The organism is uncultured Paracoccus sp. (genome assembly GCF_937873615.1).
In the GTDB taxonomy this organism is placed as follows: domain Bacteria; phylum Pseudomonadota; class Alphaproteobacteria; order Rhodobacterales; family Rhodobacteraceae; genus Paracoccus.
This window is the reverse complement of record NZ_CALMYP010000025.1, coordinates 19,873-30,212: the sequence shown is the minus strand read 5'-3', so window position 1 is coordinate 30,212 and position 10,340 is coordinate 19,873. Positions and strand designations below refer to the sequence as shown.

Genomic DNA, 10,340 nt, shown 5'->3' with positions numbered 1-10,340 from the left:
GCCGTCGCCGGAGCCGTAGCCGTCGCCGGAGCCGGAGCCGGAGCCGTCGCCGTCGCCGGAGCCGTCGCCGTAGCCGTAGCCGTCAATCACCGAGTGCGGGTCCATACCGGGGCCTCCTGAATTGATGCGGCTGCCATCGGTGTGGTGGCGATGATTTCGCAATTCTCGGTAAGGATGATTTCACTCACCGGCGCGCCGACTTTGCTGTCGGAGTGGTCAAGACCCGCCGTCGCAACGCCCGACAAAAACTCGCTTGCGCCCATTGGCACTCTGTAGCGCCAAATGCGCCGTGCATCCGTGAGAACGCAGGATTGTCCCTCGTAGGACTTCAGAGTACCGGCGTGGACACCGGCTCCCGTCGCCCGCACGACAACATAATTACCGATCATCGATTTGCTCCCTGTTGGCATCGACGCCGCCCTCGGCTTGCGCGGTGCGAACACGCATCCTCTGGGGGCAGTAGGGTGCCGGTGCCGGCGTCGATGAACGTAACTATGAGGTACGGTAAAAGGCGCGTCAAGCGTAAATCGTACTTTTCAGTTACGATTTTTTATCCCTCTGAGCGGAAAGGATGATTACGCCGCTGCCGACGCCGACGATGAGCCCGACACTGAGTTTCCCCGTTGCGCTGCGTGAGGAAACAGGTCGTTCGGTGTGATGTCCAGCAGCTCGCAGAACCGAGTCAGCGTCTCAAAATTGCACTCGGCCTGACCGCGCTCATACTTGCGGTAGGTGTGCGGCTCAATGCCCGCCGCGTTGGCGAACTGCTGGGCGCTCGGATAACGCTTCATCCGCGCGGCCTTAAGGCGCTGGCCGAAGGTCTTCATGATGTTCTTGTACCTAGCGCTCATGGGCGGCAACGTGCCGCCATCTGTGCACAACCGCACGGACAAACTTAGTCCGCGCTACTTGAGCTTGACCGTAACTGGTGAGCACGGTAACGTCAAGTTCCGTCAGGGGGAGACTCCACAGTCAGCGTAGCGCGTTACCGGCCGCCAGTCGGGACCAGGACCGAGAGCAGCCTAGTCTCCGGGCGTGCTCGCCTGCGCAACCCGGCTGGCGACCCGTACCGCGTCTTTCGTCCTCTCTATGCAAACTGGCGGGCCACCCCACGGCCCGCCCCTTTGTCCCGCGTCCTGTGCCAGCGTTTCAGACATTTGGAACAGCGACATGACGCCTGCTCACCGCAAGATGGCCGCTCGTTTCGGCCTCGCGTTCTCGGTCGCCGACGCCGGCATGACCGCAGGTTTCGGGTTTCTCGCCTACACCGCCATCGCCGCGAAAGTCATGTTTGCCGGCGTCTACGGCCTCATGAGCCTCTGCCTCGCTCTCGTGATCCCGATTGCCATTGCGTGGTCGCTCAACGAGGGCCGCCGCACCACGGCAGCCCTGCTCGGTATCCTGCTCGCGCTCGGTAGCATCATCAACCAGGTGACCAACGTCGGTTTTACCTCGACAATGATGGGCTCGGAAATCCACGGCAACCGGATCACCAACAACCGGGCCGCCATCGCGTCCGACACGCTCGGCATCCTTAAGGATCGCCACGACAAGATCACGAGCGAACTCGAGAAGCTTGTCGGCTTGGAGCCGCCGGCCGCCTATGAGGCCCGAATCTTGAAGCTCAAGAGCGAGACAGAGGGCGGTCGCAACATCTTTGCCCGGTCCAAGGGCTGCACGGACACGACCCTGAAGACAAGTCAGATGGTCTGCCAGGGCATCGCAGAGGCGACCCGCACGGCCGAGAATGCACGCCGAAAGGTTGCCCTAGAAACCGAGCTTGCCGGCCTGCTGCCGAAGCTCGCGAAGGCGTCGGACAAGAGCGAGGAAAAGCAGGAGGAATTTTCACCGATCGTCGCTCAAATGCGCACGGTCTCGACCATGTGGACGCTATCGCTCGCCCCCGACAAGGATAGCCAAGACTGGACCGTCCTATGGTTCAGCCTGTTCCTGAGCTTGCTGATCTCGGCTCTCGCCATCGCCTGCAACATCATCGGGGCGACCAGGAGCGCCGAGGACGCCCGCATCATCGACGGGGGCACCATCACCCCGACGCACCGCATGATCGCCAGCGACACCCCGGCAGAACGCGGTTCTTTCGAGCGCGAAACAGTCACCGTCACCACCAGGAACGGCACTCGCGGAACCTACGACGCCGGCCATGCCAGTGACCTAGCCCGTGCCGGCGCAATAGACGCTTCTGAGATCCAGCGCGCAACAGCTGCTCTGAGGCAGCGGACGGCCCGCCTTCGTGAACTGCTGGCCGAAGCCTGAAAAGCCGAAAACCGCCCGGCGCGACCCGAGCGGCTTTCAAAGGAGACATCGAATGGACCACCAACATATGCAAAAAAACTGCGACAAAATCAAGGCCCCCAGGATGGTTATCCTCCACGGCCTGCACGTAAACACAGCATACGATTTCCAGCCGGCTGGCGTCCCACTCCGCGAGAGCTGGGGCCACATCGCCGACATGCTGGACATGGGCTTTGTCGCGATCCGCATCGGCCACCGCCTGCACCTGATGCCGGGCGACTGCCAGGAGGGCCGGGCATGAAGCGCCTATCCGCACTTGCTCAGCTCATCCGTCTCATCGGAGAGACGAAGGGCGTCACAACCACGTCTGGCCTGATGGCAGAGACTGGATATTCGGAGCGCGCAATATGGGCTGCAAAGCGCGAGCTGCAGGTGCAGCATGATGCAGGTGCAGCGGATTGCAGGGTGCAGCCGAGTGCACCTGCAAAGGTGCAGCGGGCTGCAGGGGTGGGTGCAGCCGAGTGCAGGGTGCAGGGTGCAGCGGGCCGCACTAGTCCGAAGTCTGACGAGCCTCGCGCGTATATAGAATCTCCTACGGAGATAGTTATTAGTTCTCCCCCTTCGGGGGGTGTGGGGGGTTGGGTTGCTGGTCCAGGTGAAGAGCACATCGGACATGACGTAATAGTAAACTGCAACACCATACGGCACCCTAAGTTTACGATCAGCCTGAAAGCCGTCCAGCTCCAGACGTTCGGCAAAGTGCCGATGGACATGATCCGCGACATTGCGGCTGGCAAGGCATTGGAATGGGCCACTGCGCTTTCGCAGGGTAAGCCCATGCATGAGGCAGTTCCTTACAACCCGGTAAGCGCAATCCGGGGCGCTCTCAACAACATCGCGAACAACGACGCCGTGACCGAGGTCCGCAAAGCCAAGGCAGCCAAAGCCTATGGCGGCAAATCCGACAACGTGCGCGGCACTGCGGTGAGGATCTGACCATGACGGACCCGATCTTTCGCGCCAAGCCGATCCGCCTCGCCGACGTATTCAACGGCGCCATGGAAGCCGACAATCTGCCGCTCGCGGCGATCTGCGTGCTCGCCCTCCCTGGATCAACACTGCTCTGCGACAGCCTGAAAGCCGAGCTAGGCGCCTGCGTTCTTCGCGGCGAAGTTGTCGACGCCAAGCGCCTCGACGCTTGCTGGATCGCATCAGGGGGCGCCCATGCTTGACCGCCCTCAGAAGCTCCGCGCCATCATCTGCGGATCAGCTGGCGACGCTGAATCACTTCGCGCCTCCGGCTATCGCTCGATCAAGGTGATCTCTTCGCCAGAGCAGACGCTCGGTTCTGACGGAGAGCTTGATCCGTCGCTCGCGATGTTCACCGAGTTCGTGCTCGTCTACTCCGAAGCGGCGGCAGATCTTCGGGACCAGATCGCGGTCAGGCTTGGCGACGTGCGTTGCCGCTGGGCAGAGTTGCCGGAACAATCGCCAAGCGTGCGCCAGACACACGCCGACTACGGGACCGACGCCATCGTCACGGCGGTCAACACCGCTCGCCCCATGTGGACGGACGAGATATCGCGCCTGTCGGACATTCCGGAGGCGCCTGACGCTCAGACCTACGAGACCGGCATTCGTGGCCTGGACGAAATCGGGATCCGCATGGTGCGTCCGATGTTCTGGCCGATCATCGGACCGTACGGATCCGGCAAATCAATCCTCGCCCGACAACTCGCGGCGAACTTTTGGAAGCTGCACGGATGGCGAACGTTGGTGACGGTATTTGAGGAAAAGGTGAAGCCGCGCATGCGCCGCGACTTCCGGCGCCATTTCTGCGACCACGCGCACTCGATCATGACGGACGAGGACGAGGCCCGCGCCGATTTGGAGATCGAGAAGGCGCTGATGTTCCTGCGCCGACCACGCCGCGAGCGTCTTGACGCGGGCCGCCTGTTCGATCGCATCGAGTATGCATGCCGCGTCTATGGCCTCGACGTCGTGATGATTGATCCCGTCAACGAGATCGACCACCAGGTCGGCAGGGGCGAGAGCAAGACCGACTACATGGGCCGGTTCATGATGGATCTTAAGGCCCTCGCCGACGACTACGGCCTCATCGTCATGTTGCTCGCTCACCCTCCGAAGGACGGAACCGCAAGCCGCAACAGCAAGGGCAAGATCTACACTCTGAACGACGGCGCAGACACCGCTCACTACGGCAACAAGGCCGACATGGGCTGGACTGTCTGGCGCCCGTTTCGTGATCTCGGCACGGGCGCTACCGCCCCAACTTACCTGAACATCGACAAGACCAAAGACCACGAAATCATGGGCAAGCCGACGCTCGCCACGCTGCATCTCAAAGGGTGCTCGTTCGTGGTCGGCAAGACCGGGTTCGAGGCCTACGCAGAAATCGCAGGAGACAGCGAATGATCATCAACACCCGAGACCGCACCAGCCTAGAAAACCGGCACGCGATCATAGAGGCCGTAAAAGCCCACGGCATCGCCCACATGGTCAAGGCCGGTGACACCAAAGTGACCGGCGTCGGCAGAGACGGGAAGGTCTACAGCATCACCGTGAGTTGCAACATCGGGCCTGCTGCTCTCGATCAGAAGATCGCCGACCTAGCTCAGACACTCAGGGGGACGCAGTGACATACGTCCGAAAGGAAGTCATCGGCCCGCATACGCTGTACCTCGGAGACTGCAGGGAGATCTTGCCGACGCTCGGCAAGGTCGGTGCGGTGGTGACTGATCCGCCGTATGGGGACGATGCACACGCAGGCGGTCATCGGGTGCTAAGCATCATTGGTACACGGCGCCGCGATCGTATCGCGGCGCCCCTGAGCTTTGCGCCAATGAGCGACGAACTGATGCAGTATGTCGCCGACTACAGCGCCGAGAATTGCAACGGCTGGGCATTGGCGTTTTGCCAAGTCGAGATGGTTGGGCAATGGCGTGCTTCATTCGAGTGTGCTGGCGCGCGGTGGGCGCGCGGCATGGTGTGGGTCAAGCCGGACAGTTCACCGCAGCTCAGCGGTGACCGCCCAGCACAGGGCGTTGAAAGCATCGCGCTTGCATGGTGCGGCATTGGGCGCAGCAAGTGGAATGGCGGCGGCAAGCGCGGCGTGTTCATCATGAGTAAGCACGATCAGGGTATGGGGCATGGCGGGGCTAAGAACGAGCACGAGACGCAAAAGCCAGTGAAGCTCATGGTCGAGCTGATCGAGTTGTTCACCAATCGCAGCAACACCATCCTCGACCCCTTCATGGGTAGCGGCACCACGCTTGTCGCCTGCCAGAAGCTAGGCCGTGTCGGCATCGGCATAGAGATCGAGCCCAAGTATTTTGACATCGCCTGCCGCCGTGTCGAGGAAGCCATGCGCCAGCCTGATCTGTTCGTTGAGACGCCCGCCAAGCCAGAACAGCTTTCGCTCATGGAGGCCGCAGAATGACCGAGAAGCACCTAGTGCAGGCATTCATCGCCTTCCTCGTCGCGCTCGCCTTCGCGGCGATCCTTCTGGTGGCGTTTCAGGCTCCGGTTAGGGCTCAGGGCTGGCCGCATAGCGAGTTCGCCACGCAGCCCCGCAAGAACGTTGTTCGTCGGCCAGTCCGCCGCGAGGTGCGGAAGGTGATCGTAATCCGCCCGGAGCGCCCGGCAGACGACACGACATGCAAGCGCATCGTCACCGCCACGGGGTCAGAAACCAGGATTGGCGATCCCATCGCTAGCGCCGAGAAGGCGTGGCAGGCGGAAGTCGCGTTTCAGCACGGCAATATGTTTTCCGATCTCAGGAACGCTCGCCAAAGGCAAATCAGGTGCTCGTCTCCGTCTGCCCGGACTGCGGTCGACAAGGCGGCCGGACTGGTCGGAGCCGACACGTCTCGGCAGGTGTGCCGGATGGAGGCCATCCCATGCGCTGCGCCGGCTCTAGAGTGGAGGGACAAAGAGTGACCCGCCCTCTCCGCATCAAGGCCGGCGAACTGAAGGGAAACAAGGTCAAGCCTCAGCCTCGCAAGCCGAGATCAGCGAGCGAGGATATCCGCCAGAAGAACTCCAAGCGCGTGCGCGTCATCAAACCGAGGGGAGCATGACACTCACGGAAGAAATCGCCAGACGCATCGAGGTGTTCGAACACTCCGGCACGCAAGCCACTATCCCGCTCAACAAGTTGCGTGAGATCCTACAGGAGCTGACCAAGAATGAAGACGTGGTTCGCCTTCCGGGTTCGGCCGCAGCGCGAGTTCCGGGTGATCGAGGAGCTGACCCGCCGGGGATTCGAAGCCATCGCCCCGGCTGAAACACGGTTCCACGCCCGCCGGGGCCGCCAGAACAAGCGGATCGAGCGTAAATATCCGCTCCTGATCTCCTACGTGCTGGTAGCCTTCGAGACGGACCGCCCGTGGTATTGGATCGGCAACCTTCTCAACCTTGACGATATATCGTCCGTGATCTCGATAGACGGACAGCCGGCAGCTATCACCGATGAGAGAATTCAGCGGTTCGTGCGCCATGCCGGCCTAGTCAGCAGCCCCGGCCGCACGCGCAAGAGCTTCCAAGTCGGCGAGCTGGTCAAGATCACCGAAGGCCCGTTCGCAAACCATGAAGCGAAGATCGAAGACATCAGGGGAGTACACTGCAAGCTCATCACCAGTCTGTTCGGGCGTCCAACACCTGTGAAGATGAAACTCCATCAGATCGAGGCTGCATGATGCGACATGAACGGATTGACACCGATTCGCAAATCAGGCACGGCTTTGATTGGACGAGGGATAGTGAGGTCGGCCGTAGGTGCGCCTTGACCCTGCCCCCCGGATGACGGGATAGCCGATCATCGCCTGTGGTGCATTGCGCCCTCAAAACCAACGACGCCCCGCTTCAACGCAGCACATGCGAAGCGGGGCGTTTGCATTCCAGTCTTGGCCAACGCTACGCGCCAGACGCTGTATCTCTACAAACACAACAGGGCAGCAAAATGACGATCGACCAAGCTTGGTCGCACGCCATCACATGGCTGCGCCGCGCAATCCTGATCGCGCTTCTCGCGCTGATCTCGGTTTGGCTGCTCGCCCGCTTCGGCGTTCGCCTGCCCGTCGCCACGCCTGATCACGTCTCGATGGCCTACGTGGCCGGCGCATTCTGGCTGGTGAGCAAGGCATGAGGTACGATTGGGCGACGCTAAGGACGCGGGGCCTCGCCTCGCTGCTCGGCATTGATTGGCAGGGGGCGTGGCAGACCGCAGAGGATTACCTAGCTCTACATGCCGTCGAAAACGACGGCCAGATGTACGTCTGCACCGTGGCTCACACGTCCGGCGCGTCTACAGAACCAGGCGTTGGAGCTGATTGGAACGACTATTGGGACATCGCTGTTGAGAAGGGAGACACCGGCAGCACCGGGCCGCAAGGCCCGCAGGGCAGCACTGGCGCCACAGGACCGCAGGGCGATCCGGGCGCTGGGATATTGCCGCGCGACGGCACGAATCAATATCTATATGCTCTGACCGATACTTGGGACGACGCATTAAATGCATTTTACGGTCTGCGGCTGTCGGTCACTGACACCGCGTCACTCGCTGTAAGCCGTCTCGCGCAGTTCAGAATTTCTACGACTGAAGTATTCGCAGTCGGAAAAGACGGCTCGCTGAAGTTGCGCACGGCGTCAAGCAACAGCGTTAACCCGTCGATCATCGATATCACCGGATCGCATGGTGAAACCCGGTTTCTGCACGATTTTACGTATGGCAACAACGGCACGGTGACGCCGGATGGCCGCAACCTGTTTCTCGGCCAGGACGCCGGAAACAAGACGCTTGGGGCGACGGCAACTGCCATCACTCAGTCCAGCTATAATCTCGGGATAGGGCGTCAGTCTCTAGCCGGCTTGACCACCGGCTATCGCAATGTTGCCATCGGCAATATTGCCGGTCAGTCAATTACTACGGGTTACGAAAACACCGCTGTTGGTGTTCAGGCGATGCGGTTGGCGACCACCGCACGAAACAGTGTCGCTGTCGGCTACGCCGCGTTGAACGCGGTCACAACGGGCGCAGCCAACGTGGCTGTCGGGTCTGCAGCACTCGCCGCTTTGACGACGGGGTCAGATAACGTTGCGGTGGGTGCATCAGCTGCAGCCGGACTGACAACCGGCAGCTACAATTTTGCTCTCGGTTCATCCGCGCTGCGCTTCTGCGCCACAGGTGCAAACAACGTGGCAATCGGTTTTACTGCGGGGTATACTCTAACCTCGTCGAACAACGTAGCTATTGGCACTGAGGCGCTGCGCTATCAAACTAGCGCGGATGGTGCTATTGCCATTGGATACCGCGCCGGCTACAACAACACGACTGGCGCGCATCTGTTGGCGATCGGCACTAATGCGTTGCTATCGAATACAACCGGCGCCCGAACGATTGCCATCGGCAATAGCGCGCTCAACGCTCACACGACGGGCGCTGATAATATTGCCATCGGCTACCAGTCTGGATTACTGCTAACAACCGGCGCAAACAACGTTTTAATAGGCACGACGTCTGGCGAAAAGCTGACCACGCAGAACAACAACGTGCTAATCGGATTTTTGTCCGGCGAGCTTGTGACATCCGCGACGAACACGGCCGTGGGCAGTTATGCGTTGCAGTACGGAACGACTGGCTACAGCAACACGGCTATAGGATTTGAGGCGCTGCGCTGTGGAGGCAGCGGCTACGAAAACACGCATGTCGGAGACCAGGCCGGAATATTCAATCGCGAAGGCAGTCGCAATGTAAGCCTCGGCGTCAAGGCGATGGATGGCAATTGCCGGGGCGACTACAACACGGCGCTTGGGTTCGCGTCAGGGTATGTGACGCGCGACGGAGATCATAACGTCTACCTGGGAGCGTGGGCCGGGTACGGCCCGGCGCAGCCGTTGACCGGCGTGTCTGGTTCGTGGTCCGGTGGAGTCGTAACGCTGACATTCGATGCGCGAGAGGCGTTTCCCGAAGGCACACCACTGTTTATCCAAGCCGCTACGGTGAGCCCTGAGCCATCAACATATGATGCGCCGACCGGATATCGTGGTATTCACTTTGTCAAAGCGGGTGCGACAACCACAAGCCTACAGTACGACCTGGCGTCTGACCCCGGAGCGTGGGCCGGCGACTTCGTAATTCCCGGCACTGCCAACGACAATAATACGATCCTCGGGTCGTATGCCATGTACGGATTGCGGACAGGCGCCGATAACAACACTGTTATCGGCTACCGCGCCGGATACGACGTCAGCACCGGCGCCAACAACGTGTTGGTTGGGTATCAGGCCGGCGACGGCATCACGTCAGGCAGTAACAATATCGTAATCGGGTACGACATTGAGCCCGATAGCGCCACAGGCGGCAATCAAATCAATGTCGGCGGCCGGTATTTTCACGATCGCATCGTGCTGACGGAGAGGTCATCGGACCCGTCCAATCCGGCCGAGGGTTCGTTCGCACTGTGGATGGCAGACGGTACAGGAGCCGGTGACGACGGTGACATTATGATCAAGATCACGGCGGGCGGCGTGACCAAGACGGCAACGATTGTCGATTTCTCGGCAGTGTAACGGGGACGAACATGATGCAGATTCCGACTGAGGCGGCAGAGGCACTTCGAGTGCTGTTGGTGCTGGCGGCAAAAGCGCCCGGCACATCCGCTCAAGATATGCAAGTTGCTCTAAACTTGGTGTCGCTTGTCAACGACGCAGAAGCCAAGGCCAGGGCCATCCAAAAGCCGCAGATCGTCTCTGATGAAAAGGCCGCGTGAGGTGCTGATGTGACTGCCGACGTCGAAGAGACAATTGCATGACCCGCTACCAGATCATCTACACCGACAAGGGAGAGTGAACCATGCTGGTGAGCGTAGAATTCGGGCATGCCATGCAGACCGGTCACGCATTGACATCTGCGCAGATCAGCATTTGCACGCCGTCTTCCTCAGAGACGCTTACCGCTGACGGCACAACCACCGCAACCGCGCCAGCCAGTAACCGCCCCATGGCAGTACGCATTGTCACGGATACGGCCATATACGTATCCGCCGGCTCCGCACCTGACGCCAGCG

The 10,340-nt window shown here is 60.7% G+C and carries 14 protein-coding genes; 12 read left to right on the top strand and 2 right to left on the bottom strand.

What is annotated here, in order from left to right; translation table 11 throughout:
- Positions 1–86: 86 nt before the first annotated feature.
- Positions 87–389 (bottom strand): hypothetical protein, encoded by a 303-nt coding sequence (locus Q0330_RS08050; protein ID WP_299477064.1) that lies wholly within the window; start codon positions 387–389, stop codon positions 87–89.
- 186 nt (positions 390–575) lie between these two features.
- Positions 576–851 carry a helix-turn-helix transcriptional regulator gene (locus Q0330_RS08045; RefSeq protein ID WP_299477061.1) on the bottom strand — a complete coding sequence of 92 codons (276 nt, stop codon included), beginning with the start codon at positions 849–851 and terminating at the stop codon, positions 576–578.
- A gap of 319 nt (positions 852–1,170) precedes the next feature.
- Between Q0330_RS08045 and Q0330_RS08040 the strand changes: the two genes are divergently transcribed.
- The 12 genes from Q0330_RS08040 (at position 1,171) to Q0330_RS07985 (ending at position 10,043) form a co-directional block, all read left to right on the top strand.
- Complete coding sequence (locus Q0330_RS08040; protein WP_299477058.1) at positions 1,171–2,274, top strand: hypothetical protein; 1,104 nt, start codon at positions 1,171–1,173, stop codon at positions 2,272–2,274.
- A 52-nt stretch (positions 2,275–2,326) separates the two neighbouring features.
- A complete protein-coding gene (locus Q0330_RS08035; protein WP_299477056.1) occupies positions 2,327–2,554 on the top strand; it encodes a hypothetical protein in 228 nt (75 codons plus the stop codon).
- A gap of 464 nt (positions 2,555–3,018) precedes the next feature.
- Positions 3,019–3,249: a hypothetical protein gene (locus tag Q0330_RS08030; protein ID WP_299477053.1), complete on the top strand. Its 231-nt coding sequence runs from the start codon at positions 3,019–3,021 to the stop codon at positions 3,247–3,249.
- Positions 3,250–3,251: 2 nt separating this feature from the next.
- Positions 3,252–3,485 (top strand): hypothetical protein, encoded by a 234-nt coding sequence (locus tag Q0330_RS08025; RefSeq protein ID WP_299477050.1) that lies wholly within the window; start codon positions 3,252–3,254, stop codon positions 3,483–3,485.
- Positions 3,478–4,689 (top strand): AAA family ATPase, encoded by a 1,212-nt coding sequence (locus Q0330_RS08020; RefSeq protein ID WP_299477048.1) that lies wholly within the window; start codon positions 3,478–3,480, stop codon positions 4,687–4,689. Before Q0330_RS08025 ends, Q0330_RS08020 begins: the two co-directional genes overlap by 8 nt.
- Positions 4,686–4,913 carry a hypothetical protein gene (locus Q0330_RS08015; RefSeq protein ID WP_299477045.1) on the top strand — a complete coding sequence of 76 codons (228 nt, stop codon included), beginning with the start codon at positions 4,686–4,688 and terminating at the stop codon, positions 4,911–4,913. Before Q0330_RS08020 ends, Q0330_RS08015 begins: the two co-directional genes overlap by 4 nt.
- A gap of 203 nt (positions 4,914–5,116) precedes the next feature.
- Positions 5,117–5,713, top strand: coding sequence for a site-specific DNA-methyltransferase (locus Q0330_RS08010; protein ID WP_299477043.1), 597 nt, complete (start codon positions 5,117–5,119; stop codon positions 5,711–5,713).
- Entirely contained in the window at positions 5,710–6,213 is a 504-nt protein-coding gene (locus tag Q0330_RS08005) for a hypothetical protein (RefSeq protein WP_299477040.1), read from the top strand. The genes Q0330_RS08010 and Q0330_RS08005 overlap by 4 nt, the downstream gene beginning before the upstream one ends.
- 248 nt (positions 6,214–6,461) lie before the next feature.
- Positions 6,462–6,971 (top strand): transcription termination/antitermination NusG family protein, encoded by a 510-nt coding sequence (locus tag Q0330_RS08000; RefSeq protein WP_299477037.1) that lies wholly within the window; start codon positions 6,462–6,464, stop codon positions 6,969–6,971.
- A 263-nt stretch (positions 6,972–7,234) separates the two neighbouring features.
- The gene (locus Q0330_RS07995; RefSeq protein WP_299477034.1) at positions 7,235–7,420 is read left to right on the top strand and encodes a hypothetical protein; all 186 of its coding nucleotides are present in this window, start codon (positions 7,235–7,237) and stop codon (positions 7,418–7,420) included.
- The gene (locus tag Q0330_RS07990) at positions 7,417–9,843 is read left to right on the top strand and encodes a hypothetical protein (RefSeq protein ID WP_299477031.1); all 2,427 of its coding nucleotides are present in this window, start codon (positions 7,417–7,419) and stop codon (positions 9,841–9,843) included. The genes Q0330_RS07995 and Q0330_RS07990 overlap by 4 nt, the downstream gene beginning before the upstream one ends.
- An 11-nt stretch (positions 9,844–9,854) precedes the next feature.
- Positions 9,855–10,043, top strand: coding sequence for a hypothetical protein (locus Q0330_RS07985; RefSeq protein WP_299477029.1), 189 nt, complete (start codon positions 9,855–9,857; stop codon positions 10,041–10,043).
- Positions 10,044–10,340: the final 297 nt, after the last annotated feature.

What these genes read in the sequence shown, in the direction of transcription:
- Q0330_RS08050 (WP_299477064.1), bottom strand. Translation starts at nt 389, where the DNA reads ATGATCGGTAATTATGTTGTCGTGCGGGCGACGGGAGCCGGTGTCCAC.
- Q0330_RS08045 (WP_299477061.1), bottom strand. Translation starts at nt 851, where the DNA reads ATGAGCGCTAGGTACAAGAACATCATGAAGACCTTCGGCCAGCGCCTT.
- Q0330_RS08040 (WP_299477058.1), top strand. Translation starts at nt 1,171, where the DNA reads ATGACGCCTGCTCACCGCAAGATGGCCGCTCGTTTCGGCCTCGCGTTC.
- Q0330_RS08035 (WP_299477056.1), top strand. Translation starts at nt 2,327, where the DNA reads ATGGACCACCAACATATGCAAAAAAACTGCGACAAAATCAAGGCCCCC.
- Q0330_RS08030 (WP_299477053.1), top strand. Translation starts at nt 3,019, where the DNA reads ATGGACATGATCCGCGACATTGCGGCTGGCAAGGCATTGGAATGGGCC.
- Q0330_RS08025 (WP_299477050.1), top strand. Translation starts at nt 3,252, where the DNA reads ATGACGGACCCGATCTTTCGCGCCAAGCCGATCCGCCTCGCCGACGTA.
- Q0330_RS08020 (WP_299477048.1), top strand. Translation starts at nt 3,478, where the DNA reads ATGCTTGACCGCCCTCAGAAGCTCCGCGCCATCATCTGCGGATCAGCT.
- Q0330_RS08015 (WP_299477045.1), top strand. Translation starts at nt 4,686, where the DNA reads ATGATCATCAACACCCGAGACCGCACCAGCCTAGAAAACCGGCACGCG.
- Q0330_RS08010 (WP_299477043.1), top strand. Translation starts at nt 5,117, where the DNA reads ATGAGCGACGAACTGATGCAGTATGTCGCCGACTACAGCGCCGAGAAT.
- Q0330_RS08005 (WP_299477040.1), top strand. Translation starts at nt 5,710, where the DNA reads ATGACCGAGAAGCACCTAGTGCAGGCATTCATCGCCTTCCTCGTCGCG.
- Q0330_RS08000 (WP_299477037.1), top strand. Translation starts at nt 6,462, where the DNA reads ATGAAGACGTGGTTCGCCTTCCGGGTTCGGCCGCAGCGCGAGTTCCGG.
- Q0330_RS07995 (WP_299477034.1), top strand. Translation starts at nt 7,235, where the DNA reads ATGACGATCGACCAAGCTTGGTCGCACGCCATCACATGGCTGCGCCGC.
- Q0330_RS07990 (WP_299477031.1), top strand. Translation starts at nt 7,417, where the DNA reads ATGAGGTACGATTGGGCGACGCTAAGGACGCGGGGCCTCGCCTCGCTG.
- Q0330_RS07985 (WP_299477029.1), top strand. Translation starts at nt 9,855, where the DNA reads ATGATGCAGATTCCGACTGAGGCGGCAGAGGCACTTCGAGTGCTGTTG.